Consider the following 24,507-nt stretch of genomic DNA (forward strand, 5'->3'; position numbering starts at 1 on the left):
TCCTCTTGCTTCAGCGGTTATTTCAGGCCGCTTGTCTTGATGGATTCCATGATCTGGCGCTGGAAGATCACGAAGAGGACCAGCATCGGCACGGCGACGATGGTCGAGGCGGCCATGACATAATTCCAGGCGGCGGCGTACTGGCTCTTGAAGTTTGCGATGGCAACCTGCACCACCCAGAGGTTGAGGTCCGATGTGATCGTCAACGGCCACAGGAAAGCGTTCCAGTTGGCGAGAAAGAACAGGATCGCCAACGCCGACAGGATCGGCCGGCTGAGCGGCAGGATGATGCTCCAATAGATGCGCCAATAGCTGGCGCCATCCATGATCGCCGCTTCTTCCAGCTCCCTCGGCAGCGACAGGTAGTATTGCCTGAGCAGGAAGATGCCGAATGCGTTGAAGATCGCCGGAATGATCAGCCCGGCATAGCTGTCCAGCATGTGCAGCGTCCGCGTCAAAATGAACAGCGGCACGATGATCACCGGTAGCGACACCAGGAACGTCGAGAACATGGCGAGGAACAGGATGTCGCGGCCCGGAAAACGCAGCCGTGCGAGCGAATAGCCGGCCATCGAATGGAAGAACAGCGCAGCGACGGTCACCGTCGCCGACACGAAGAACGAGTTGAAAAGGTAGCGCAGGAACGGCACCTCGGTCAGCACATAGAGGAAATTGCCGAGCGTCGGCTGTTCCGGAATGAGGCTCGGCGTGAAGACGTCGCTCGCCGGCTTGAGCGAGATGACCAGCATCCAGACAAGCGGGAACACCGTCATCAGGCCAAGCGCCGCGGTCGCCAGCATCCAGGCAAGCCTCGCCGCTCGTATCTGCGAACGCGTGGAAGGAGTTCGGCTGTCAGTCATGCTCGAAACGTCCGCCGCGCGTCAGCAGGAAGAAGAACACCGTGACCAGCATCAGCGCCAGCACCAGCAGCGATGCCATTGCCGATGCATAGCCGAAGGCGCCGAACTGGAACGCCTGCTTGTAGATGTAGATGATCAGCACCGAGGTCGAATTGACGGGCCCGCCCTTGGTCATCACATAGATCAGGTCGAAGACCTGGCCGCCGGCGACAGCCGCGACCAGCGAGACCAGGAGGACGAAGAAGCTGGTCGGTTTGAGCAAGGGCAAGGTAATGTACCAGAAGCTTGTCACCGGCCCGGCGCCGTCGATCTTTGCGGCCTCGTAATACTCTGCCGGGATGTCCTGGAGCCCGCCGAGGAAGATCAGCATGTAAAAGCCCATCAGGAACCAGACGCTGACCAGCACCAGCGTGAACAGCGCCAGATTTGGATCGCCGAGCAGCGAAATTCCGCTGAGGCCGACGAGCGGCGCCAGCCGGCTGACGATGCCGACCTTCTCGACCAGCATGAGTTGCCAGACGAGCGCCACGACGACCAGGCTGACCATCTGCGGCGCAAAGAACATCGAGCGCATGACCGCGTTGAAGCGGTTGGTCTTCTGCACCAGAAGCGCCAGCCCCAGCCCGGCGGCGTAGAGCGCCGGCACCAGCATGAAGGCATAGGCCACGGTCACCTTCACCGACGACCAGAACAGCGGATCGCTCCACATGCGCCGATAATTGCCGAGCCCGACGAATCTATAGCCGCCGAAGCCGTTGACCTCGAAAAACCCGACGGCGAGCGACAGCAGCATCGGCACGCCGACGAACACCAGCAGTCCGAGCGCATCGGGCAGGACGAACAGCCATGCGGCGTAGCGTTCCCTTTGCTTGGCGGTAAGGCAGCGAGCGGATTTGGCGCCCGCGGCCGGCGATTTCATCTCGTCTGCGTGCATGCTGGAAGGGGACCTAAAGGATCGGCGCGCCGGAATAGGAAGCGAGGAACGCGTCGAGTTGCTGACTGGCTGCCGTCGCGGCCTGCTGGGCATCGACCCCGCCAAGCTGTGCCGACTGGATGGCATCCGAGATGATCTTGTAGGCTTCAGGCGGAACCCGCGGTTCGGCACGCGTTCCCGGGTGGATTTCCTTGGCGAAGGTGCCGAACTTACCCGTGCCGAAGACATCGGCGCCGGCCTTCAGTGCGCTGTTGCGCGGCGGCATGTCGCTTTTGGCGACCGTGCACCAGTTGACGACCCGGTCGATCGATCCCTGATCCATCGAGGCCAGCGCCCAGGCGCAGAACTGGGCGGAAGCATCCGGGTTCTTGCCCCCGGCATTGGCGACGAAGGCCCAGCCACCGCCGACGGTGACATATTTGCCATTGGCAGGTGTCGGCAATTTGAAGATGCCGTAGGGCACGTCCTTGGCGTTGTTGTCCATCGCCGAAATGCCCCAGATGCCGCAGTTCTGCATGGCGCACAGCCCTGCCCCGAGATTGGCGACGATGTCGAAGCCGCCGCCGACCACCTGACGCGGCGCCACACCGGTATTGATAGCATCCTCCCAGAGTTTAAGCGCCTGGACCGTGGCCGCCGAATCGAAGGCGCTCTTGCCGTCCTTACCCTGGAATTCGCCGCCGCCCTGCCACAGAAACGGATACCAGGTGAAGTTCTGGTAATAGCCAGGCGTCGTTTCGAACAGCACGCCATAACGGTTGGGCGTCGTCAGCTTCTTGGCAACCGCCAACAACTCGTCCCAGGTCTTCGGCACGTCGTTTTCGTTGAGCTTTGCTTCCTCGAACGCTTTGACCGAATAATAGAAGGCCATCGGCTCGACCTCCATCGGCACGCCGTAGATCTTGCCGTCGACCATGCGGTTGGCGATGACGCTTTCCGGGAAATCGGCTTTGGCGGCATCCTCGATATGCGGCGTCAGGTCGGCCAGTACGCCGCCATTGTAATAACGCAGGAAATCGCCGGGGCTGATGAGGAAGATGTCGGGGCCCTCGCCCGACGCGAAGGCCGTCGCCAGCTTGGAGCCGGAGATGTATTCGCTGTTGACGACATATTCGAGCTCGACCTTCTGGTCGTGGCCGTCGTTCCAGTCGGCCACCAGCTTTTCGAACCACTGGACCTGTGGCTTCACGTCTCCGCCCGGCGCATAGAACTGCCAGAATTTCAGCGGCGCTTCCTGAGCGCGCAAGGCCATCCTATTGATGAACGGGAAGCCTGTAAGGCCGGCGGCGGCGAAAGTGGCGCCGCCCTGGATCAGCCGACGGCGGTTGAGGGTCGTTTTGTCAGTCATCATTTCCTCCCTGGGTGTTGTTCGGTCGAACGTTGGCGAAGGACCTCCGTTCCCTCTGCCGGCATTTGGCGTCATGCGCTGTCGGATGGGCTCAACGCGCATGGGATCACTTCGGTGCGCGGCGCGCCCTCGACTTTGCCGCCCAGGCGCTCGAGCAGCATTTCCGTGGCGCGCTTGGCGAGCATTGTCGGGCTGTTGCCGACACGGGTCAGCTTCGGCCTGACATATTCCAGTTGAGGCAGGTCATCGAAGACCGCGATGGCGATATCCTGAGGGATATTAATCGCATGGTCGTAGAATTCAGTCAGCGCACCGGAGGCCATCAGATAATTGGCGAAGAACATCGCCGACGGCAGGTTTCCGCCGTGCTTGTCCAGGAGCCAAGCGACCGCCTCCCGTCCTGACGGGGCAAGATAGCTTCCCTCGAACCGAAGATCGGCGGCGATTGGCACGCCATTGTCGGCAAGCCCTTTCTCGAAGCCCGCGGCACGCGCCATCGCCTCCTTGAAAAAGGATGGCCCGGTGACATGGGCGACGCGGCGATGGCCCCTCTTCGCCAGATACTCGCCCATCAGATAGCCGCCGCCGAAATCGTCCAGCTGGACGCTGTCGACGGCTTGATTGGGGAGATTGCCGATGAAGACGGCGGGCAGATCGAGGTTGAGCAGCTCGCTGTGCATGCCGTGCAGCGCGAAGTCGGCAACGATGACGCCGTCGACCCGCTTGCGCCCGATCTGGCGCAAATACTCGCGGCCGTGATCCTGTGAATGTCCGCCCGGTACGTCGGTGTTGAAGATCAGCATGTCGAGGCCGACCACTTCGAGCGTCGACTGCGCCGTCTTCACCAGCTCCGGGTAGAACGGGTTGCGGATGTCGGGGATCAGCATCGCGATGATGTTGGTGCGGCCGGTGCGCAGACTTTGCGCCTGCGGGTTCGGCGTGTAGCCGAGTTCGTCGATCGCCGCTTGCACGCGTTCACGCAGCGATTTCGACACCCGGTCGGCATGGTTGATGACATGCGACACGGTCGTGCGCGACACGCCCGCTCGCGTGGCAACCTTGGAAATCGTGCTCATGGTGACAGGTTATGAGCACATGAATGCATTTGCAAATCGATTTTACCGACGCCTCGCAGATTCGAGTTGTCCGGCGGATTGCTGCACAAATGACCAAAAGAAAAAGGCCGGACTGTTAAGTCCGGCCAAGCGTGAAGGTCTATAACCTCCAGAGGGGAACGCGCCGGACGCAATGGGAGGAGACATCCGACGCAACTTAGATATGGGTCTGTATTGGTGACGTTTCAACGACATGGCAGTGGACCAACGTCGCTGTTGCCATAGTGCCAGGAACGCAAAGCATTCAAAGGGAGCGGTGGATCGCAGCTGCCAGTCGGATACAAAGGTTGCCGAATGCAAGGCGGGGTCCATTGCTCCTGGCATAGGGACTTCAGTCTGTAAGACTGTCGACCAAGGACCTGCACGGCCAAACTTTGGTCCGAGGCTGCTATCGCAAAAGCCCGAAATGCGAGAGTTTCAGGAACTGAGTTCCAAAGAACCCCGTTGCGATGCCGACTGGTACAGGAGGCCGCTATGGACCCGAGCATTCATCAGGCACGTTGGCTGCTTTTTCCGTTGTTTGGCCTGTGTTTCGGGATCGCGGCCATTGGATTTATTGTTGGCTGACGGTGGGAAGTCGGCGCTATCACCGAGAGACGCAACCAACGGAAGGCAAAAGACTTGCGCAGTAAATAGTCCCTTCCTGCGCCAGCGAGACCCACCAGTTACCATCGTGGGACTGGTGGGTCTTGACGTCCCGGATACAAACCATTGTTTTAAGCATGACACGAAGTCGAACAGGAGGCAGCACGACAGGTCCGTATGATTAAGGGGATTTACGACATGCGACTGGCAAGTTCATTGATGACGACCCGGAGACGAAGGACCAGATCTTCACGAGGACGTCGTGTCGGTATTTCCGTAATCGTGTTGACCTTCATTCTCGTCGTAGGCCCGTATCGCGTCATGTTCGACGGACCGTCGCCGACGCTCGGCCCGCAGGCCGCCTGTGCCAAAGACGGCGGGAACGGCAACGGCAATGGCGGAAACGGGAACGGGAATTCAGGCAATTCGGGTGGAAACTCCGGCAATTCAAACTCGAACGCTGGAGCCGGCAAGGGCAAAGCAAAGTCGCAGGACGACAATCCCCCTGATCCCGCCCCTGCGGTAAACCCCGACAGCAAGCCAAAACTCTTTGTCAACGCGACCACAGGAGACCGGGTCGAGGTGCGTGGGCCGAGCATTGGCGTGGTGCATTCGAACGGCCTCAGCGAACGCATCGACAGCGGCCAATATGAAATGCGGGATGCCAAGGGCCGCACCATCATTCGGCGCCTGGCGACGCGTTCCGATCGGGACAGATTGCTTGAAATGATCAACTGAGGGCCAGTTCACATAGCTGCGCTGTGCGGCAATTTTGGCTCAAGCATGATCGCGAACAGTCGGATGCCGGCGCTCAGTCGCGTCGCGCAACGTCATTGCGGCTTCGGTCCTGTTGCTGACGTTGAGCTTGGCCAGGATTCGCGTCATGTGGTGCTTTATCGTTTTCTCATGCAGGTTCAGCCGAAGCCCGATCCGCTTGTTGCTCAGTCCCGCGGCAACCAGCGTCAGGATCTCCCTTTCGCGGCTGGTGAGTTCGGCAAGTCCGTCAGCTTTCGCCGGCTCTTTTGATTGAGCCGACAGATCGGCCAACAGGCGCGCCGATAATTGTGGACAGACATATCGTTCGCCCGACGCTACCGTGCGCAGGATCGCAGCCAACGTCCTCGACCCGACCCCCTTCAAAACATAGCCCCTTGCCCCGCTCTGCAACGCGGTCATCACGTGCTGGTTTTCTTCCGAAACGGTCAGCATCACGATTTTCAATGCCGGCTGCCGCTCCAGGGCCGGTCCGATCACACCAAGGCCACCTCCGGGAACCGAGATGTCCATCAGCAGAATGTCGGGCCGCTGGTCTTCGATTATCCGCAGGGCGTCATCTCTGCTGCTTCCTTCACCGACTATCTCGAATCCGCCGATCTGATCGAGCGTGCGCACAACGCCTTCCCTGAACAGAGGGTGGTCGTCGACGATGGCAAGCTTGATGGCTGCGGTCATGTCTGCCCCATTTCAACGATGTTGAGAGCCATTTTCACGATCGTGCCACTTTGTGAGGAAGTCACGGTAAACTGGCCCCCGAGGCTTTCCACCCGCTCGCGCAGCCCAACGAGCCCCAGCCTCTCGGGACGCACGATTTGTGGGTCAAAGCCAGGGCCGGCGTCGGACACTTCGATACAAACGCGCTCGCCGTCGAAATGTTTCTCGACCGACTGACCTTCACCTCCGGCATGGCGAAATCCATTGTTCAGCGCCTCCTGGACGAAGCGGAAGATGCAGATCTTGGCCGCCGGCGACAACGTCGCATGGCCGCCGGTCATCGATAGCGCCACTTTGGCTCCGGTTCGTTCTTCGTGCGCTTGCACGGCAAGCTCGAGAATTTCGGCCAACTCGGCATGCTCGATATGCGGCAGGACAAGGCCCTTGCTGATACTCCTGATCTCGCGCATGGCTTCGTCCAGATGTGCTTTGACGGCTAGCAATTCCTGTGCACGTTCGGCTGACGGCGTAGCGGGATCGGCAATGACGGGGCTGTCGATCCCCAGCGCTGCGAGAGCAACCAGTTGCGCGGGCCCATCGTGCAAGTCCGCACCGATGCGCCTGAGATAGCGTTCGTTGAGTGCGGTGGCGCGCTGCGAGGCACGCTGCACCTTCAGCCTCAACAGTCTGTTTTGAGCAAGCAGGTCGGAGAGTTCAGCAATGCGCTGCTTCAACGAGCGGCTCTGCGAACTGATCGTGCGGCTGCCACGGAACACGATTGCCGACAGCCCGAGAAAGAAGGCCGTTGTGACGGCGGCAACGTCCAGCCAGGTTCGAATAAGTGCCTGATGCAGGTTTCTTTCGAAATCAGTGGCGACCTCGTAGAATTCCGAAACGGCCACCACTTCCCCCGACCATGGCTGCAGCACCGGGTTGTAGATCTCGAGGAGATGCAAGCCGCTGGCTCTTTCGGCCTCGCTGTCCGGATCGTCGAGCTTGTCGAACTCCGAAACCATTTGGCCTGCAAACGCCGCGCGGAGATTGCCGCTGGGTTCAAAGCGCTTGCCGATCAATGTCTTGTCGGTCGAATACAGGATGGTTCCGTCGCGACGCCAGAGCTTGAAGGATTCGAGCCTTGTGCCGAGTGCCCCTTGTCCCAGCGTTTCATCGAGCGCGTGGGCGACGCTCTCGTCGAGGACTTCGCTCTTGCGCATATCCGGAAGCAGCGGCGCGATAACGCTGTCCACGTAAAGAGCCGTAGCGGATGCCGAATTCTGCGTGACCACGGCTTCTATGTGGCTCGTGACTGAAATCCCCACCACCACCATGGCCGACAGGGAGAATAGACCACCCGCGAGCAGGAACTGCGTGGCCAGCGACAACGCGTTCCAGCGGCCGACAAGGCTTGTCACCCAGTGTGGCCTAGTGTTCCGAGTGGCCCGCTCGGCAACACGCCGCATCAGTGGCGCGATTCTGGAGAACCGGCTAATTTGCTGTCGAACGTCGCTAAAAGACGCCATCCTTGGTGTGTAACCGATCAATTGCGATGGAACTAGGGCCTGATGAGAGGGCGAACAGCGCATCCGGCGCTTTTTTGCGCAACTGTCTCATTGCGTCGTTCGGTAAAGCTCGGACGCGGCCTGCTTCAGTGCCGCCCGTCCATCCGGCCTCAGATACATCATGTGCCCGCCTTCCAGCACCTCGGCGCGAATGGGCTTTGCGCCGGCAAGTGAAGGAATTTGACCAAGCAGGTAGCGCGAGCCCATGTACGGCGTCACCAGGTCGCTGTAGCCGTTGACGATCAGCACGCCGAGATTGGGGTTCAGCGTGCGCGCCTGCTGAAGGTCGTCCATGACACCCGCATAGCCCTGACGCGTCGGGCTCGTTCCATAGTCCCAATTGCCGCTAACTTCGCGGTTGAGAAGCCGATAGCTGATATCCGTACGGAAGTTCAATTCATCACGCACGTAGCCGACGAAAGCAGAGGTGAGCGCCGGCACGCTTCGGTCGAGCACCGGATCGGGACCCTCGACTCCAAGGCTCTCTGGCGCCACGTCCGCCGTCGCGATGTTGCCGTCATAGGCGCTGAGAACATTGCCCTTTGCCCGTGCAAACTCCTTGGCAAAGAGCCCTATGGGAATGCGTGCAAAGTGCCGCTGGACAAGGTTGAGCGGCAGACCGGTGATTTCGGCGACACGCTGGCTCGCCAGCCGTCCACCTTGCTCCAGTCCACCGGCTAGCGCGGCCAGATAATCGCCGAGCGCATAGCGTTCGACTTCCGCCAGCCGCTCCTGCAGAGCCGGGCCGGAAACGCCTTCGCTGTGCAGGCGCACTGCCGCCAGCGACGGCAGTTCCAGCGCCCAGTGGAGCGGCTGGAACTCGTCCGGGCGCACCAGCGTGAATTCGAGCGCCGGCGAAATCAGCACGACGCCGCTCGGGCTGATGCCGATGTCTTCCTGAAGCTTCCTGGCGAGCAATGCCGCCCGAAACCCGCCATAGCTTTCGCCGGCAAGAAACACCGGCGATGCCGTGCGGTTGGTCTGCGCCAGATAGAGCCGGATGAACGCGCCTATCGACGCGGCGTCCTGACTGACGCCCCAGAAGCTGTGTGCCTCCGTGCCGGGCGCTTCACGGCTGTAACCGGTTCCGACAGGGTCCACAAAGACCAAGTCGGTCATGTCGAGCCAAGTGTCGGGGTTATCGAACAGCCTCTGTGGCGGCGGCAGGAAACTTCCATCGGCCGCCGTCGCCAGGACCCGCGGACCGAGCGCGCCGAGGTGCAGATAGGCGGAAGCTGCTCCCGGACCGCCATTAAACACGAAGGTGATCGGACGCCGCGGATCCGGTCCCGTTTCTTTTCCGGGATGCAGTGCATAGGCGACATAGAAAATCTCGGCGGTGATATCGCCTTTGCCGGACGGCAATGACAGCGTGCCGGCCTTGGCCTCGTAATCGAGCGTGCGTCCGGCGATGACGATCGAATGATCGGAAGTCTGCGGCGGCGGCAGGAGCGAGAGAACCCCGCCTGTGGGCGGCGGCCGCTGGGCCGCCTCCGCATGACTGGCCCCAGCGCCGGCGGCCAACAGCAGAAGAGCGAGGGCGATTTCTTGCAGCTTGATAAGCATGACGTCTCCGGAGCAATTGGCTGGAAACTAGCACACCGTCGGCCGAACCAAAGTCACAGCACCGTGCGCCAGTACTCGGCGTCCAGGCGGAAGACAGGGTGCGAGGGTCATGGCAGCAGCGTCAACCCCTTGCAGCAGATGCGCGGCGGTGGCGCACCAAACGACTTCGTGAATTTCTGCCGGTTGACTCGACTGGCTCACTTCCTAGGTTGGCATTCGGGGCTCCCATGCAATCCGAAGTTGGTATGACATCTTTCCACACACGAAAGCTTGCCCTTCTCGTTCTATCCGTAAGCGCCGCCATCCTGTCCTCCTGCGTCATGCCCGACGACACGTCGAGCACTGCGAAGGAGGACGCCACGGCGGCAGCAGCCCGCAAGGAGATGGTCGGCCTTAGCGAAGCGGATGTTCGAATGTGTGCCGGCTTTCCGACAGCCACCGCCGATGTTGGCAGATCCGGCCAGATCTGGACCTATCAGCGCGTCGTTCAACGCGGCAATCTCAACATTGTGGTTCCGACCGTGGCCATTGGCCCCGTCCCGGCGCTCGGAGGTTCCGTCAACGTCGCCCCCGGCGGCTATTGCAATACGCAAATTCGAATGGTTGACGGCCATGTTGCCGAGGTCGCCTACGCCGGCGACAACAACCTGCCGAACAACCGCGACGGACTCTGTGTCAGCACGGTGGACGCCTGTGTCGCCTATGCCCGTCAGCGCCATCCAGTCAAGGCGATGGGTCGCACGCGGTAACCGGGATCAGACGCGCCTCTGATTGATTTGCCGGCTAATGGATGCTGCCGGATCTCGATTTGAGCACCAACGACTTACCTAAATTTCTGCTCTCAACCGCCGATCCCATCACGAATGGCGCAGAAATAGCGGTCGGTTCCGACCTGTCCGCCCTTGAGGGCAATTTCCAGCCCGTCAATCGCCTCGATGCGCGAATGCGCGAGACAAAGCGGCGAGCCCGGCGATGCCGGCAGCGGCATTCGCACCGTCAGCGCATCGACGCCTATCTGGCCAAGTGCGTGGCTCGACGTATCGCCGCCGGCGATGACCACGCGCAGTAGCTTCTCTTGAAGCGTCAATTCGCGGAGAAGCTCGCCAAGGCCGCGGCCAAGCTTATGGCGGGCGCCTTCCTGGAGATCGATTTCAGCACCGCGGTCGGCCGCCGGTCCGAGCGCGGTGTAGAGGATGACGCTGCGCCCGGCCTTCAGGCTGGAGCGGCCGGTTGCAACCGCGCGCGCAATAGCGTCGTTCGAAGCCTCAGAAACCAGTTCGACCGGGTCGATCTCGATCCCGTCGAAGCCATCGGCTAGAGCATGCCGGATCTGCCGTTCCGTCGTCGGCGAGCAGCTCCCCGAGACCACGGCGATCCTGTCGGCAGCTCCCGGCGGCGAAAACGCGAGTTTGGCATCCACGATCCGGTTCGATGCCCATTCGGCCAGCAAGGCATATTCGATGCCTGAAGAGCCGACGACGAAATAACCGCCCGGCCTGCGAGCGCGCCATATCTCCTTGCCGGCAAGCGCCTGGGTTTCCAGGCTGTCGGCATCGAAGAGCACGATGTCTGTGCCATTCTCCACAAGCCGGTCGAATGCTTCCGACCGCGACGCCGATTGCAGCGTCGCCAGGTCGACCAGCCCCGAGCTGAGGTCTGTCTGGCGCGACAGATGGATCAGCAGGTCGGATTCGTCCATCGGCGTGGTCGGATGGCGGCTCATCACGGGATGGCGATCGATACGGAAATATTTGTCGCGGTAGGCCGCGAAGAGATGACCGAAGGCGGTGTAGCGCTTCAGCTGCGGCGCGCCGACCACCAGCGGCACGCCGCCTTGCCGGAAAACCGAGCGGCCGATCTCGATCGCCCGGCCGATGCTGCCGATTGCCGGGCTGGAATCGAAGGTCGAGCAGACCTTGTAGTGGCAGATCTCGGCGTTGAGGGTCTTCAGCCAGGCGAAGGCATCTCGCAGATGCGTGTCCATCCACTGCGGCGTCTCGCTTCTGCTGGTGCCGGCCAGCCCGATGGCGCGGCAATGCGCAAATTGCGAAAGCAGCGCCTCGTCCGGCTGCCGCATGAACAGCACGGTCGGCACGCCGCCGAGCTCGAGCGCCTCCATCACATCGGTCGAGCCGGTCAGGTCGTCGCCATAATAACTCAGAAGCAGGTTTTGCATGGCGTCAGGCCGCCTTGCCGTCGCCGAACTTCTCGATCGACCGCGCCAGATCGACATGGCTCAAGGCATAATCCGCCAACGGGATGTCTTGGACCGCCGCCTTCCAGGCCTGCTGCACGGCGCGCACGCCGGCGCCCGGCCCGTCCGGGTGGCTGACGATGCCGCCGCCGCAGAGATAGAGAAGATCGACCGTCCGGCCGGTTCGCTGGAAGGTTTCAGGCGCCTGCCCGCCCCACTGGCCGGAGCCGGCGACCGGCAATGCGCAATCGGCCGGCGAAAAGATCGGCGTGGTCACCGCCTTGAAGGATTCGACGAAGGACCAGTCGGGTTCCCAGTATTTCGAGGCGATGCCATTGATCTGGAATTGGTCGACGCCGAGCAGCCGCCAGAACTGCTGCCAGACCTTGAAGTCCATGCCGAGGCCAGGATGACGGGTGAGAATGTCCCAGCCATTGCGGTGGGCATGGAGCACCAGGCTGGAGCGCTTTCGGAGGTAAGCCATGCCGCCAAAACCGATCGAATTGATGTTGACCACAGCACAATTGCCGCCGGCCTTTGCCACCAGGTCGTGGTTTCGCATCATCTCGTCGGGATCGGCATGTGAGATGCCAAAGGCATACATGACCTTCTTGCCGGTCTTCTGCTCGTGGTCGAGGATCAGCGGCATGATTGCCCTCACCCGCTCTGACAGCGGTGAATAGGCCGGGCTCATCAGCTTCTCGTCGTCCTTGATGAAATCGACGCCGGCGGCAATCAGCTCTTGCACCATCGCGGCCGTCTCGTGCGGGCGGAGTCCCAGCGCCGGCTTGACGATGGTCCCGATGATCGGACGGTCCGCGACAGCGGTGAGCCTGCGGCTGCCCGTGACGCCGAATTGCGGGCCGGGATGCGCGCCCCGGTACTCCTCGGGTAGCTTCATGTCGATCACACGAATGCCGGACAGGCCCTTGATCGAAAACGTGCCGCCGATGGCAATGGTCATCAGCGCTGACAGGTCGGTGCCGATGGCCTCCAGCGGAAAGGCGATGTCGACGTCGGCGCGCTTGACCGGGCCATTGCCGGCTTCGGGACCGGTTTCGGGAAGAGACGGCCGATCCGCATCCGGCAGATGCCGTATCGCCAGGACGCGCGCCGCGACCCTAGCCTTGAGCTCTTCGGTCTCGCCGGCTAGCGCGACGAAGGTTCCGGTCGACTGGTCGCTTGCGATCTTGGCCGCCAGCGCCTCGATATTGCCGCGTGTTTCGATGCGATAGGTGAGAACAATCATATTCGCGCGGCCTGCCGGGGTGGTTCGAAAAAGGTTCCTTGGCCCTCGAAATCTGGTATAATGAGTACATAAGCATTGCAAGCCTTATCCGGCTTGGCAGGTAAAGGCGGGCGGGCTACAGGCGTTCCGGAATTCGTGGCGGAAATGCTAGATAGAGGCCGGTCATAGGAGTGATTCGCGACGATGAACCGTTCGGAGCCGATCGTCCGGCGCAAGCTTTCCGACGAAGTATTCTTGAGACTGAAGCGCCTGATCACCAGCGGCGAATTGCAGCCGGGCGACGACATGCCGTCGGAGCGCGAACTGATGGAGCGCTTCGAGGTCGGCAGGCCGGCGATCCGCGAGGCGATGCAGGCGCTGAGCAATATGGGGCTGGTAGCGATCTCGCATGGTGAGCGGGCCAAGGTGCTGCAGCTGACCGCCAAGTCGATCATCAAGCAGGTCGATGGCGCGGCGAAGATCATCCTGTCATCGTCGAAGGATACGCTCGAGCACCTCAAGAACGCGCGCATCTTCTTCGAGCGCGGCATGGTCAAGGAAGCTGCTGAAAAGGCCACCGCCGAGGACGTGCAGCGGCTGCGCGCAACGGTCATCGAGCAGCGCAGCTTTCGCGGCGACTCGGAAGCCTTCATATCCGCCGACATGAAATTCCACACCCAGATCGCGGCAATATCCGGCAACCCGATCTACGTCGCCGTCAGCGAGGCAATGCTTGGCTGGCTAAAGGAATACCACACCGAAATGCTGATCTGGACCGGCAAGGAAAAGTTCACGCTGACCGAGCACGAAGAGATCATCGAGCGCATCGAAGCCAAGGATGCGGATGGCGCCGAGAAGGCGATGATCAAGCACCTCGAACGCTCGCGTGCGTTCTACGTGATGAATTCCGGCAACTGAAAATCAAGCGCAGGTCTCTACCGGCGTCGCGGTCGGGACTGTGTTCTCGGCCTACTGACTGACCACAGGTCAGCCTGAGTCGGGACCGGCGCAGTTTGCTGTAGCCGTTTGAATCCGATGTATGTGCCGCATTGTTTTCATTCAGCGATTTCAGCATTTGCATCTTTCCAGCCATGGATTTCCGCGGCCGCTTTCGTCAGCGAGCCCGTATACGGCCATCCTGGATGGCGCCGCTCTTTTTCTAGAATTGGCAATTTTGACAAAGACTATGCTAGACTTGCCATCCGACGAGAACGACACCGGGAGTACCGCAATGGCTGTCAGGAGCCTCCACGTTGTGATCTGGCTGCCGTCGAATTTCTATTCGGCCGTTGTCTCGACTCTGGTCGAAATGTTTCAGCTTGTGAATGACGTCTGCCGTTCACAGGTTCTTTCATGTGAGTTCGTTTCAAGGGGCACGCCGTCGACATCAAGCACCGGAATTTCCTTCCCGACAAAGGTTCAACCATCGCGAAAAATGGATGTCCTGATTCTCATTGCGATGCCAGGTGTCGAGATTCCGGAGCTTCTGCGCTCGCTCGACGAGGAGAGTGAGCATTCAAAACCGCTGATCGCGCTCGCGCAGCAGCAGGAGGCAATCATCGCAGCCCATTGCGGCGCATGTTATCTGCTCGCCAATTCAGGATTGTTGGACGGCAAGCGCGCAACGATATCCTGGTGGCTGAAGAACGAGGCAAGCCGCCGGTTTCCGCAAGTGCGATGGGACGCTTCCCGCCTGCTCATTCGCCAGGACCGCCTTTACACATGCGGAGGCGGGTTTTCCGGACTCGAACTCGCCAGGGCTTTGCTGATCGATCTGGGCTTCTCGAAGGAGGAGCGGATCATTCGAAAACTTCTGGTTCTTCCTCCGCCGCGCACATTTCAGAGTCCCTACGAATTTTCTCTCGACGAAATTTCGAACGGGGCCAGCCCATTCGAGAACAAGCTGCGCGAGCTCTCGAAAGACAAGATGGCGAAAATCGATCTGAAATTTCTGGCAACCGAATTGGGCATGTCTTCGCGAACCCTGTCTCGCAGATTTTTCGACGAACTCCAGACAACGCCGGGAAAATGGATCCAGGAAAGGCGGCTGGAGTTGGCAAAATCCATGCTTGAGGAAACGAAACTGAGCGTTTCAGAAATTTGCTATCGGGTGGGATATCAGGACGTCGCCTCGTTCAGCCGTCTTTTTTCCAGGACGACTGGAATGGCACCAGGCGAGTTTCGAAAGCAAATCCGGTGACAAGCCGGCAGCGGAAGTGTGCGGCTACGGGCAACCGTTGCGGAATTGCGGCGATTCATGAACCCCGGCATATGACTTCAGCCGATCCGGACGATTGCGTAAGGCGTCATCACAAGACGGTCTCGGCCCGACGCGTCGCGCTGAATCTGGCGTGACGTTCGTCCATCCCAGATCTTCAGAAAACCCTGATCGGAGCCGAGCCCGGAAACATCGACTGGAACGTCGTCAGGGGTAAGGTTCGCCAGCCAGACGATGATCTTGCCTGTCTGGGCGCGGCCGGCCAGTCCGAGCACCTGCGTCTCATCGGTCGTTGTTGCCGCCATATGCGCATGGCCGGCCAGTTCGCAAAGTCCTTTCACCGCGTGGAAAATCGGCCGGCGTGTACCTTCTTCGACCGGTTCACCCGACGAGGCCAGCACGCCGAATGGCCCGGTGAAGCTGCAGAGCGTGAGCATTTCGAGCCCGGCAGGGGCGAGGCGTGCGGCATAGCCGATCGTCCATGCGGCCCCGAACAGTCCGGCATGGCGCGGGTCGCGGTCGGCCATGGCAATGCGCTGACTGTCGGGATTGGGCTTGGTCGCGCCGCCATAAGGGTTCTGGCGCATGGCAATGGTCGACGGCCCGATCCGATAAGGTTTTGTTCCGAAGATCGCCCGTGCAGACGCGGTGATGAAAGGCAGCACCTCCAGCGATTGCATGACGCTGAGATCGTCAGCGGCATGCACGATCGGGCAAGTGCAATGCGTGACGAAATCGAGCGGGTCGGCCGGCACACGCTTGCGGTTGAGTTCGGTGAAATAGCTGAACATGCCGCCGCCGAGGCGGGTGTCGGGAAAGGCACGCCGCGCCGCGGCATAGACATCTTCGAGCGGCGGGCACTGCGGCCATGCGCTGCCCGGCGGCGTCGACTGCCGGTCGACCGAGGGCGAAACGGCAATGGCCGAGAGCTTGAGCCCGGCCTTGCGCACCCTGTCGGCGACGCCTGAAAGCTCCGTGTCGAGATCGCCGTCGCCGGCAATGACACATTCGAGCGTTGTCCGAGCCGGATAGGCGGCGGCCAGCCTGGCGTAGGACCGCAAGGCGTCGAGCCCGTGGCCGCGCGTCGGGTCAAAGTGGAACATCAATTGCTGCGGGCCAAGCTCGGACAGCACCGACAGCTTGCTCAGCGCGGCCTCGACCTCATCCGGGTAGATGATAATGCCGACATCCGGCAGCACCGGTCCGGCTTGGCCGAGCGTGACACGAATCGGTTCGGCGGTTGCCGCGGCGGGCGGCACTTTCCCGCGACCCGCTACCCGCAAGCTGATGGTCTGGCGGAAGGTCTCGCCGGCAGGCAGCACGTATGGCCATGGCAGCGCAAGCGGGCGGACATAGGTCTTGTAGGAGGCATCCGACCAGTTGCGCTGGTCCTCCATCTCGAAGGCATCGCCTTCCATCCGGCATTCGGCGGTGACGCCCGGCCGGACCTGGTGGGTGATCGCCCGCAGGTCCTTGAACGGCTGCCAGGGATCGATCAGCTCTGGAAGCCGCGTCGCCACCACGCTGCCATCGGTATGCTCGACCGTGACCGGGCTGCCGGCCACGCCGGCAATCGGATGCAGGATGCAGAAGCCACAGCGATTGGTTTCGAAATCGCTGTCGGGACGAGCGCTCACGTCGAAGACCAGTTGGCCATCGGCGGAGCCCTTGATGGTCGCACGGAAGCTAAGTCGGCTGCCGTTGGGTGCCTGGCAACTTGCCGAATAGCTAACGGAAAATGCCTCGGCATCCTGCTCGATGGCAAGGTTGGTGAGCGCCGGCTCGTGAGTGCCCCAGTCGCGATCCCTGACGATGTAGGCGATGGCGCGCAGAACTTCGGTGCCGCCATGCCGAATGGTGCGCAGATTGCCGTTGACGAAGTCCGCCGTCAGCGCACCGGCGCGCAGCCTGACCGGTTCGACTTCAACCGCAGGCGTGCCGTAAAGGAGGAAGGCGTCGGCTGTCATTTCAGCAAGGCGTCGAGTTGCACCGGCTCGCGGCTTGCGGCGCCGGCATAGGCCGCCTCGACCAGCGCTAAGGTCTTGAGGTTGTCCGCACCCGAGGTCGCGGGCTCGGTTCCGTTGGTCAAGCAATCGACCCAATGCCGCTGGATTGCGACGACGCTTTCCTGGATGTTGTGCCACGGCCGCGATGCCCAGGGCAGCAGCGGTGGCGAGACGTCGCTGATGACTGTCCCGCTCCTGCCGGTGATGGTGAGGCGGTAGCCCTGCGCCAGCCGGATCGTGCCGTCGCTGCCGTCGATCTCGATCAGCGTCTCGGGGAAAGGCTCGGTGGCGAGCTTGCTCGCGTAGCTGCAGTCGACCACCGAAGTGGCGCCGCTCGTGTGGTCCATGAGCATCGTCGCAACATCCTCGCCGGCAATGGCAGGGTTGACGCGCGCCGTTCGCGCAGTGACCGTCGAGACGTCGCCCAGCAGAAAGCGGGCGATGTCGAGGATGTGGATGCCGAGGTCTTCGATAATGAAGCGCTTTCCCGTCGCCAAATAGGGCTGGCCGGAAAACACGTCGTAAGCCGATCGAAACGAGATCCGTCCGAAGAAGGGTGTGCCGATGTCGCCGCTGTCGAGCACGGCACGCACCGCCTGGATCGGCGACTGCCAACGAAAATTTTCGTGCACCATCAGCGGCACACCGGCGACGGCGCATGCCTTCACTATCGCCTTGGCGTCGGCAAGCGTCGGCGCGAACGGTTTTTGGCAGATTACCGGCACGCCGTGCTGCGCCGCCATCTCGACGAGGGGACGGTGGCTCGGCGCGGTGGTGGCGATGTCGACGAAATCCAACCTTTCGCCGGCAAACAGTGCTGCCGCGTCGGTATAGCGCCGCGCGACCCCGAACTGGTCGCCGACGATCCTCAACCGGTCCGGATCGCGGTCGCAGATGGCAGCGATCGAGGCACCCTCTATGTCGCGCCAGGCATGCATCTGGTTGACGGCGAAGAAGCCGCAGCCGATCAGCGCTCCCCGCAGTTCCGTCATGTCAGCCGGCCTTTGCCATCTGCATCAGCGTCACCCGGCTCTGCAGCCGGCGCTGTGCCTGGTCGACGACGACGGCGACGATGATGACGAGGCCCTTGATCACCATCTGCCAGAACGAGCTCACCCCCATCATCACCAGCCCGTCCGAAAGAATGCCGATGACGAAGGCGCCGACAATGGTGCCGCCAATGGTGCCGCGTCCGCCCGACATCGAGGTGCCGCCGAGCACTGCCGCGGCAATGGCGTTGAGTTCGAAGCTCTCTCCGGTCGCCGGATGCGAGGCCATCAGTTCGGACGAGATGATCAGCCCGACGATCGCCGCGCAGAAACCGGAGAACATGTAGACGAACATCTTCACCATGTTGACGCGGACGCCCGAAATCCGCGCCGCCCGCTCGTTGCCGCCAACGGCGAAAATGTGGCGGCCGAGCGGGGTGTACTTGGCGAGATAGGCGGCCCCTAATGCAACAACGAGCAAAATCCACAGCGCGACGGGCAGGCCGAGCAACCGGCCGGCGCCGAGAAAGCCGAATCCGGTGGTGCCAAGCTCCGGCTTGCCGACGAGATTGGGGAAGGTGCGCCCGTCGGACGACAGCAGCGCCAGGCCGCGCGCGACATAGAGCACGCCGAGCGTGGCGATGAACGGCGCAACGTTAAGCCTGGTGATCAGCAAGCCGTTGACGGCGCCGATCAATATGCCGACGGCAAGCGTGATCAGCGCGATCTCGAAGACGTTGAAATAGATGGTATAGCCGACCTGCAGGTCGATGCCGTTGAGCACGAGATAGCCGGCCACCATGCCGCACAGGCCGACGATCGAGCCGACCGACAGGTCGATGCCGCCGGTGATGATGACAAAGGTCATGCCCATTGCGAGGAATGCGTTCAGCGCCACGTGCTTCGACATCAGGATAAGATTGGCGGCCGAGAGGAAATTGGGGGCAGCTATCGAGAAGAACAACAGCACGGCGATCAGCGCGATGAACGTCCTCGCCTTCATCAGCGTCAGCAGGACCGAGCCGCTCGAAAGGGAGGTGACCGCCGCCTTGGCTGGAATGTCAGTCATGCGCCTTGCTCTCCGTGCGGGACCGGTCCGTGGCCGAGCGCCGAGGCAGCGACGATTGCGGCCTCTGTCGCCTCGGCGCGGTCGAACATACCAGTCAATTTTCCATTGCTCATCACCGCGATGCGGTCTGACAACGCCATCACCTCATCGAGATCCGAGGTGGCAAACAGGATCCCCAGGCCGTCGCGCGACAGCTTGCGCATGGTGCGGAACACGTCGGCCTTGGCGCCGACGTCGATGCCGCGGCTCGGCTCGTCCATCAGCAGCACCTTCGGTCCGGTGAGCAGCGCCTTGCCGATCACCACCTTCTGCTGGTTGCCGCCCGATAGCGACGAGACTTCCTGCGCCGGATCGGCGACCTTGATCGCCAATTCGCGCACGGTCTGGGCCACCGCCTGTCGTTCGGCGGCACCACGAATGTGGAACAGGCGCACGAAACGCGACAGGCTGGCCAGCGTCAGATTGCTGGCGACGGAGAGGGTCGACACCAGCCCTTCGCGCTGGCGGTCTTCGGGGATCAGCGCCAGGCCGCGGCGGATGCGTCGCGTCGTGTCCCGCTCGTGCACTTTTTTGCCGGCAATGAATATCGTTCCGGTCGAATGGCCGTGACGGCCCATGATGCAGTCGAACAGCTCGCTGCGTCCGGCTCCCATCAGCCCGTAGATGCCGAGGATTTCACCGGCGCGCAGCGACAGCGAGACGTGGTCGACCGCGAGCCCGCCGGTGACACGCGGCAGGCAAATGTCCTCGGCACGGAATATCTCTTCGCCCGGAACATGGCCGTCGGCCTTGGCGAAGTCCTTGGCGTCGGAGCCGATCATCTGCCGCACGATCCACTGGGTATCGACGTCTTTCATCTCCGCCTGGCCGGTGATGCGCCCATCGCGCAGCACGGTGATGGTGTCGCCGATGCGGATCAGTTCCTCGAGCCGATGCGAGATGTAGACGATTGCCACGCCGCGCGCCTTGAGGTCGGCAATCACCTTGAACAGGATCTCGACTTCCGCCGCGCTGAGCGCCGAGGTTGGTTCGTCCATAATCAGGATGCGCGCATCGAGCGAAACCGCCTTGGCGATCTCGACCAGTTGTTGCTGGCCGATGCGCAGATCCTCGACCAGCATGTCGGGCCGGATGCCGGCTTCCAGGCGTTCAAGGAACTCCGCCGCGCGGCGCTCCTGCTCTTTGCGGTCGATCTTGCGGAAGCGGTTGGTGATCTCGCGGGTGGCGAAAATATTTTCGGCGACAGTCAGATTGCCGAACAGGTTCAGCTCCTGGAACACCATGCCGATGCCGCGATTCACCGCATCCCCGGATGACGAGAAGGAAACCTCCTCGCCGTCCAGCAGAATGCGCCCGAGTGTCGGCTGCTCGACGCCCGCGATGATCTTCATCAGCGTCGATTTGCCGGCTCCGTTTTCGCCGACCAGCACGTTGACCGCGCCCTTGCGCACCTCGAAATTCGCGCGCTTGACCGCGACGGTGCCGGAATAGACCTTCGAGACATCCTCCAGCTTCAGGATGACATCTTGATCGCCGCTCATGGCTTCGGCCCGATCTCTGCCTCCGCCGGCGTCACCAGCGGCAGGTCCTGGCCACTGCCCGGCGTATAGGCGCCGAGGATCTTGACGCTGCGGCCCTCGAGTGCCTCGCGCGGCAGCTTGGAAAGTACGGTCTTGTCGGCATAGGCGTTGAACGACTTGCCGAACTGGGCGAAGTCGATCTGATTGGTGAAATCGTTGAACTGGATGAAGTCGAGGCTGTCGCGCAGGGCGGTCCCACGCATGGCGGGGCCGATCTGCACCCGCGCATCGGCCTTGCCGTCGCCGTCGGCATCGACATCCATCGTCGCCGCACGTGACTGTGTGTTGGCTGCAACGACCTTGCCCTCGAGCCGAACGGCGAAGGTCCACGGCGAATTCGCCTGCTTTTTCGGGTTGCCGTATTTGGCGCCGGCAGCGGCGGGATCGGCCTTGGCCAAGGCATGCACCTCGGGAAACGGCCCGGCCTTCTGCTGCAGATAGGGTATCACTTTCGCCGCCCAGATGTCCTCGACCATCTTGTCGGGATTGAACGCGGAGCCAGTGCCGCCGTTTTCCGCCGACGGCGTCGGCAAGATCTTGCAGGCGGTCAGGCTGACTATTGCTGCGAGGAACAACGCGACAAAGATCGGCCGGGTCAGCGTGTTGAACATGTCGGCTCGTTCGGCATGGCGGTGAGGAGCACCCAGAGAAATGGAAGCAAGGGCGAAATGGAAGCAAGGGACGAACCGGAGGCTCGTCCCTTGCTGCCTGATGTTACGCCGGCTCAGTTGGTGAGCGCGAACGTCTCGAGCTTGGCGGCATTGTCGCCATTGACCAGGACGCAGTCCATCAGCTGCTTTTCTTCGGCGGGAGACTTCTTGTTCTTGATGAAGTCGTTGGCCTGCTCGACCGCCATCTGCGCCTGCGCGAAGGCCGGCTGCAGGACCGTCGCCTTGATGCCGCCGGAGGTGATCGAGTCGCGCACGTCGTTCGACCCGTCGAAGCCGACGACGATGACGTCCTTGCGGCCGGCAGCCGCGAGTGCCGCATAGGCGCCCATCGCCATCGTGTCGTTGCCGGAGATCACGCCCTTGATATCGGGATTGGCCTGGAGGATCGATTCCATCTTTGAATAGGCCTCGGTCTGGCTCCAATTGGCCGACTGCTGCGCCACCATCTTCAGGTCCGGATAGTCGTCGATGACGTCGTGGTAACCCTTGGAGCGGATGCCGGCATTGGTGTCGGATTCCTTGCCGACGAGCTCGACGAAATTACCCTTCTCGCCCATCAGCTTGACGAATTCCTGCGCGCCGAGCTGGGCGCCCTGATAGTTGTTGGAGACGATCTGCGCGACGGCAACGCCGGTGGCATTGATCTCGCGATCGATCAGGAATGAAGGAACACCTGCGTCCTTGGCCTTCTGCACGGCGGCAACGGTGGCGTCGGCGCCGGCATTATCGAGGATGATTGCCTTGGCGCCGCGGCCGATCGCCGTATCGATAAGTTCGGACTGCTTGTTGGCATCGTCGTCATGGACGAGCACCAGCGCCTCGTAGCCGAGTTCCTTGGCCTTGGCCTCTGCGCCGACAGCTTCCGCCTTGAAGAACGGATTGTCATGCGAGGGCGTGATGATGGCGATCAGATCCGCCGCATAGGCGGGTGCGGCCGTGCCAAGCGCCAGCATGCCGGCGAAAGCCGCAAGCGTCATTCTGCGTGTCAGTTTCATGTATTCCTCCCGTTGAAAACCCGTGCCTTGATCCCAAGGCTATATGCATTCAATTCGTTAGCCAGCGCGGATCGCGGCTCGCGTCAGGTTCACAAGCCCTTTGCCGGCTTCACCTCGATCGATCGTCTCCCCGCCATCCTCCACTCGTCCAGGCCCTGAGCTTGCTGCGAAGCTTGACGGTCCGAGCCATCGAACAGCTAAGCTAACTGGTATGATGAGTCAATGACAATTTCAGGTGATATGTTCCCGGACGACGCGTTGCGCCCTCAGGTAATGCGCTGAATGCTCGCGGCAATCTCCTCCGGCTCGAACACCCGCTTCCAGTCATCGCGCATCAGCACCGGCTTGCCGAACTCTATCGCCTTGTTGCAGGCGTCGGAGAACACGCCTTTGGTCTCGCCGAAGATGACGGCGCCAAGCACGTTCATATGGCCAAGCAGGAAGTCGAGCGCCGCCTGTTTGTCGACCCCGCGCGCCACCACCTCGTCAACGGCCTCCTTCATGACGACGAGCAGCGAAGCGCATACCGTTTCCGAAAGGCCGGGCTCGAGCAGCGCCATCTGATCGACGGTGACTCGATGCGAGCGCATAACCGGGGCCCAGATGATCTTGGCGATCGCCTCACCCTTGGCGAAATCTTCCTCCGGCCCCTGCATCAAGGCGCTGACCATGTGCTGCTTGGCCTTGACGCCGCCGAAATAGTCCTTCTTGGCCGCCATGTCGGTCTCGTCGTTGAAGATCGGCGGATGGCACGGGTGGGTGACGAAATAGGTCAGGTCAGGTCGCTGCGGCAAATGCCCGGCGAAAGGTGCCGCGGCGTCGAGCACGACGACCATCGTGCCTGATGGAAGCTTGCTCTCGATGCTCGCCGCGACCTTGCCGATATGCGTGTCCGGCACCGCCAGGATCACCACATCAGCGCCATCAAGCGCCTCATCGGCGCTGACGGCATCGATGCCGAGGCCCGATTTAAGCCGCTCGCGGCCGGCGTCGCCGACCTCGACATGGCGTACCGTATAGGGAGACCCGCGAAAATTGGTCGACAGGCGGTAACCCATTTTGCCGCCAGCACCAAACAGCGCAATCGTTGTCATTGTCCGTTACTCCTGATTTCCAACGACGGCCCTGCCGATCGTCATCCCATTGACTTGTATGCACATTGCCGCCGGCTGGCGGATTAGAAAAGGCGGGGAGCCGCCGCTCAAATGACGATGCCCTGGACGATGTCTCGGGCGCTCGGATGTCCAGCACAGCGCAGCTATGCGGGGCATGCTACCTCAGGTACATATTATACCAGCATACCAAATTGGCAAGCGGCCGTGGCACGGCTCTGCGCCACCGGCGAGCCGCAGCAATCGCTTGGGTTTGGCCGTCGTTTACCTCCTGTTCAATGGCAATGAGCGATCATCGCGCTGAACTGCCAATCGGGCGGGATGATTCGCAGCGAACAAAGGCCCATGCTCGAGACTTCACTCTACAGCCCGGTCAAGACCTTCCTCGAAGGCCTGGGATTCATGGTCAAGGGCGAGATCGGCGGCTGCGATCTGCTGGCGCTGAGTGCCGACTCTCCACCGATCGTCGTCATCTGCGAGCTAAAGCTGAAGTTCAATCTCGAGTTGGTCCTTCAGGGCGTCGACCGTATGGCGGTGAGCGACGAGGTCTGGCTCGCAGCATGCATGTCGGGCCGTGGCAAAGGCCGTGAGAGCGATGTGAGGTATCGCAATCTCTGCCGTCGCCTCGGCTTTGGCCTGCTTGGCGTGCGGACGAACGGCGAGGTTCAGGTGCTGCTCAGCCCGACGGCATTGGCTCCGCGTAGGGATTCCCGGCGCCGCTCGAAACTAATCGACGAACATCGGCGTCGGCAGGGCGATCCTGTCGCCGGCGGCGGCTCGCGTGCGCCGATCATGACCGCCTATCGCCAGCAGGCCCTGGCATGCGCCGCAGCACTCGCGGACGGCCCAAAGCGGCCGCGTGACTTGAAGCCCAACCTGCCGAACGCGCCCAAAATCCTGCTGCACAACGTGTATCGCTGGTTCGCGCGCACCGATCGCGGGATCTACGAACTGACCACTCAGGGCCGTGAAGCATTGCAGCGCTGGCCGCAGCCCCATCGCAGCCACACCGCTGCCTGAGACAGGCAACGCCGGATTTCGCGCTCG

General features: G+C 61.8%; 21 protein-coding genes. 5 read left to right on the forward strand and 16 right to left on the reverse strand.

The genetic code is table 11. From position 1 onward, the window contains the following. Positions 1 to 17: 17 nt before the first annotated feature. The 4 genes from NKI22_RS07915 to NKI22_RS07930 form a co-directional block, all read right to left on the reverse strand. Positions 18 to 860, reverse strand: coding sequence for a carbohydrate ABC transporter permease (locus tag NKI22_RS07915; RefSeq protein WP_023720278.1), 843 nt, complete (start codon positions 858 to 860; stop codon positions 18 to 20). Next, positions 853 to 1,779, reverse strand: coding sequence for a carbohydrate ABC transporter permease (locus tag NKI22_RS07920; RefSeq protein ID WP_352958347.1), 927 nt, complete (start codon positions 1,777 to 1,779; stop codon positions 853 to 855). Before NKI22_RS07920 ends, NKI22_RS07915 begins: the two co-directional genes overlap by 8 nt. A gap of 28 nt (positions 1,780 to 1,807) precedes the next feature. After that, positions 1,808 to 3,142 carry an ABC transporter substrate-binding protein gene (locus NKI22_RS07925; protein WP_352958349.1) on the reverse strand — a complete coding sequence of 445 codons (1,335 nt, stop codon included), beginning with the start codon at positions 3,140 to 3,142 and terminating at the stop codon, positions 1,808 to 1,810. A 71-nt stretch (positions 3,143 to 3,213) separates the two neighbouring features. Beyond that, positions 3,214 to 4,218, reverse strand: coding sequence for a LacI family DNA-binding transcriptional regulator (locus NKI22_RS07930; RefSeq protein ID WP_352494753.1), 1,005 nt, complete (start codon positions 4,216 to 4,218; stop codon positions 3,214 to 3,216). 909 nt (positions 4,219 to 5,127) lie between these two features. On the opposite strand from NKI22_RS07930, the gene NKI22_RS07935 reads away from it, so the two are divergent. Next, on the forward strand, positions 5,128 to 5,580 hold the full coding sequence (locus NKI22_RS07935; RefSeq protein WP_051409701.1) for a hypothetical protein: 453 nt from the start codon (positions 5,128 to 5,130) through the stop codon (positions 5,578 to 5,580). A 39-nt stretch (positions 5,581 to 5,619) separates the two neighbouring features. On the opposite strand, the gene NKI22_RS07940 is transcribed toward NKI22_RS07935, so the two are convergent. From NKI22_RS07940 to NKI22_RS07950, 3 genes are all read right to left on the reverse strand, one after another. Continuing rightward, complete coding sequence (locus NKI22_RS07940) at positions 5,620 to 6,294, reverse strand: LuxR C-terminal-related transcriptional regulator (protein WP_023720273.1); 675 nt, start codon at positions 6,292 to 6,294, stop codon at positions 5,620 to 5,622. Continuing rightward, positions 6,291 to 7,733, reverse strand: coding sequence for a sensor histidine kinase (locus NKI22_RS07945; RefSeq protein WP_352482096.1), 1,443 nt, complete (start codon positions 7,731 to 7,733; stop codon positions 6,291 to 6,293). Before NKI22_RS07945 ends, NKI22_RS07940 begins: the two co-directional genes overlap by 4 nt. A 147-nt stretch (positions 7,734 to 7,880) precedes the next feature. After that, entirely contained in the window at positions 7,881 to 9,398 is a 1,518-nt protein-coding gene (locus tag NKI22_RS07950; protein ID WP_352482006.1) for a S10 family peptidase, read from the reverse strand. A 245-nt stretch (positions 9,399 to 9,643) separates the two neighbouring features. Between NKI22_RS07950 and NKI22_RS07955 the strand changes: the two genes are divergently transcribed. Next, positions 9,644 to 10,147: a hypothetical protein gene (locus tag NKI22_RS07955; RefSeq protein ID WP_023720270.1), complete on the forward strand. Its 504-nt coding sequence runs from the start codon at positions 9,644 to 9,646 to the stop codon at positions 10,145 to 10,147. A 92-nt stretch (positions 10,148 to 10,239) separates the two neighbouring features. On the opposite strand, the gene NKI22_RS07960 is transcribed toward NKI22_RS07955, so the two are convergent. Both NKI22_RS07960 and oiaX read right to left on the reverse strand, forming a co-directional pair. Beyond that, positions 10,240 to 11,574 (reverse strand): four-carbon acid sugar kinase family protein, encoded by a 1,335-nt coding sequence (locus NKI22_RS07960; RefSeq protein ID WP_352482002.1) that lies wholly within the window; start codon positions 11,572 to 11,574, stop codon positions 10,240 to 10,242. Positions 11,575 to 11,578: 4 nt separating this feature from the next. Continuing rightward, a complete protein-coding gene (oiaX, locus tag NKI22_RS07965; RefSeq protein ID WP_352815629.1) occupies positions 11,579 to 12,841 on the reverse strand; it encodes a 3-oxo-isoapionate-4-phosphate decarboxylase OiaX in 1,263 nt (420 codons plus the stop codon). 183 nt (positions 12,842 to 13,024) lie between these two features. Here oiaX and NKI22_RS07970 point away from each other — a divergent pair, with 183 nt between their 5' ends. Together NKI22_RS07970 and NKI22_RS07975 are read left to right on the forward strand one after the other, a co-directional pair. After that, positions 13,025 to 13,738, forward strand: coding sequence for a transcriptional regulator NanR (locus NKI22_RS07970; RefSeq protein WP_352815627.1), 714 nt, complete (start codon positions 13,025 to 13,027; stop codon positions 13,736 to 13,738). A gap of 313 nt (positions 13,739 to 14,051) precedes the next feature. Then, the gene (locus NKI22_RS07975) at positions 14,052 to 15,020 is read left to right on the forward strand and encodes a GlxA family transcriptional regulator (protein ID WP_352815626.1); all 969 of its coding nucleotides are present in this window, start codon (positions 14,052 to 14,054) and stop codon (positions 15,018 to 15,020) included. Between the two features lie 77 nt (positions 15,021 to 15,097). On the opposite strand, the gene apnL is transcribed toward NKI22_RS07975, so the two are convergent. The 7 genes from apnL to NKI22_RS08010 all read right to left on the reverse strand — a co-directional run bounded on the left by apnL (position 15,098) and on the right by NKI22_RS08010 (position 23,442). Further along, positions 15,098 to 17,005 (reverse strand): D-apionate lactonase, encoded by a 1,908-nt coding sequence (apnL, locus tag NKI22_RS07980; protein ID WP_352815624.1) that lies wholly within the window; start codon positions 17,003 to 17,005, stop codon positions 15,098 to 15,100. After that, the gene (locus NKI22_RS07985) at positions 17,002 to 18,036 is read right to left on the reverse strand and encodes a Gfo/Idh/MocA family protein (RefSeq protein WP_352815622.1); all 1,035 of its coding nucleotides are present in this window, start codon (positions 18,034 to 18,036) and stop codon (positions 17,002 to 17,004) included. The genes apnL and NKI22_RS07985 overlap by 4 nt, the downstream gene beginning before the upstream one ends. Position 18,037: 1 nt before the next feature. Beyond that, a complete protein-coding gene (locus NKI22_RS07990) occupies positions 18,038 to 19,102 on the reverse strand; it encodes an ABC transporter permease (protein WP_023720264.1) in 1,065 nt (354 codons plus the stop codon). Beyond that, on the reverse strand, positions 19,099 to 20,643 hold the full coding sequence (locus NKI22_RS07995) for a sugar ABC transporter ATP-binding protein (RefSeq protein ID WP_023720263.1): 1,545 nt from the start codon (positions 20,641 to 20,643) through the stop codon (positions 19,099 to 19,101). Before NKI22_RS07995 ends, NKI22_RS07990 begins: the two co-directional genes overlap by 4 nt. Beyond that, on the reverse strand, positions 20,640 to 21,293 hold the full coding sequence (locus tag NKI22_RS08000) for a DUF2291 family protein (protein WP_023720262.1): 654 nt from the start codon (positions 21,291 to 21,293) through the stop codon (positions 20,640 to 20,642). The genes NKI22_RS07995 and NKI22_RS08000 overlap by 4 nt, the downstream gene beginning before the upstream one ends. A 113-nt stretch (positions 21,294 to 21,406) precedes the next feature. Continuing rightward, positions 21,407 to 22,348, reverse strand: a complete 942-nt coding sequence (locus NKI22_RS08005; protein ID WP_023675475.1) for a D-ribose ABC transporter substrate-binding protein — start codon at positions 22,346 to 22,348, stop codon at positions 21,407 to 21,409. 266 nt (positions 22,349 to 22,614) lie between these two features. Further along, the gene (locus NKI22_RS08010; protein ID WP_023720261.1) at positions 22,615 to 23,442 is read right to left on the reverse strand and encodes a phosphogluconate dehydrogenase C-terminal domain-containing protein; all 828 of its coding nucleotides are present in this window, start codon (positions 23,440 to 23,442) and stop codon (positions 22,615 to 22,617) included. A 363-nt stretch (positions 23,443 to 23,805) separates the two neighbouring features. Between NKI22_RS08010 and NKI22_RS08015 the strand changes: the two genes are divergently transcribed. Further along, positions 23,806 to 24,480, forward strand: a complete 675-nt coding sequence (locus NKI22_RS08015; protein ID WP_023720260.1) for a DUF2161 domain-containing phosphodiesterase — start codon at positions 23,806 to 23,808, stop codon at positions 24,478 to 24,480. Positions 24,481 to 24,507 lie beyond the last annotated feature (27 nt).

Source organism: Mesorhizobium sp. M0778, from assembly GCF_040320105.1.
Classification (GTDB): Bacteria; Pseudomonadota; Alphaproteobacteria; order Rhizobiales; family Rhizobiaceae; genus Mesorhizobium.

Coding starts and splice junctions, on each gene's coding strand:
- NKI22_RS07925 (WP_352958349.1), bottom strand. CDS start 3,142: ATGACTGACAAAACGACCCTCAACCGCCGTCGGCTGATCCAGGGCGGC.
- NKI22_RS07950 (WP_352482006.1), bottom strand. CDS start 9,398: ATGCTTATCAAGCTGCAAGAAATCGCCCTCGCTCTTCTGCTGTTGGCC.
- NKI22_RS07915 (WP_023720278.1), bottom strand. CDS start 860: ATGACTGACAGCCGAACTCCTTCCACGCGTTCGCAGATACGAGCGGCG.
- NKI22_RS07970 (WP_352815627.1), top strand. CDS start 13,025: ATGAACCGTTCGGAGCCGATCGTCCGGCGCAAGCTTTCCGACGAAGTA.
- NKI22_RS08015 (WP_023720260.1), top strand. CDS start 23,806: ATGCTCGAGACTTCACTCTACAGCCCGGTCAAGACCTTCCTCGAAGGC.
- NKI22_RS08000 (WP_023720262.1), bottom strand. CDS start 21,293: ATGTTCAACACGCTGACCCGGCCGATCTTTGTCGCGTTGTTCCTCGCA.
- NKI22_RS07920 (WP_352958347.1), bottom strand. CDS start 1,779: ATGAAATCGCCGGCCGCGGGCGCCAAATCCGCTCGCTGCCTTACCGCC.
- NKI22_RS07930 (WP_352494753.1), bottom strand. CDS start 4,218: ATGAGCACGATTTCCAAGGTTGCCACGCGAGCGGGCGTGTCGCGCACG.
- oiaX (WP_352815629.1), bottom strand. CDS start 12,841: ATGATTGTTCTCACCTATCGCATCGAAACACGCGGCAATATCGAGGCG.
- NKI22_RS07945 (WP_352482096.1), bottom strand. CDS start 7,733: ATGCGGCGTGTTGCCGAGCGGGCCACTCGGAACACTAGGCCACACTGG.
- NKI22_RS07995 (WP_023720263.1), bottom strand. CDS start 20,643: ATGAGCGGCGATCAAGATGTCATCCTGAAGCTGGAGGATGTCTCGAAG.
- apnL (WP_352815624.1), bottom strand. CDS start 17,005: ATGACAGCCGACGCCTTCCTCCTTTACGGCACGCCTGCGGTTGAAGTC.
- NKI22_RS07985 (WP_352815622.1), bottom strand. CDS start 18,036: ATGACGGAACTGCGGGGAGCGCTGATCGGCTGCGGCTTCTTCGCCGTC.
- NKI22_RS08005 (WP_023675475.1), bottom strand. CDS start 22,348: ATGAAACTGACACGCAGAATGACGCTTGCGGCTTTCGCCGGCATGCTG.
- NKI22_RS08010 (WP_023720261.1), bottom strand. CDS start 23,442: ATGACAACGATTGCGCTGTTTGGTGCTGGCGGCAAAATGGGTTACCGC.
- NKI22_RS07940 (WP_023720273.1), bottom strand. CDS start 6,294: ATGACCGCAGCCATCAAGCTTGCCATCGTCGACGACCACCCTCTGTTC.
- NKI22_RS07975 (WP_352815626.1), top strand. CDS start 14,052: ATGGCTGTCAGGAGCCTCCACGTTGTGATCTGGCTGCCGTCGAATTTC.
- NKI22_RS07990 (WP_023720264.1), bottom strand. CDS start 19,102: ATGACTGACATTCCAGCCAAGGCGGCGGTCACCTCCCTTTCGAGCGGC.
- NKI22_RS07955 (WP_023720270.1), top strand. CDS start 9,644: ATGACATCTTTCCACACACGAAAGCTTGCCCTTCTCGTTCTATCCGTA.
- NKI22_RS07960 (WP_352482002.1), bottom strand. CDS start 11,574: ATGCAAAACCTGCTTCTGAGTTATTATGGCGACGACCTGACCGGCTCG.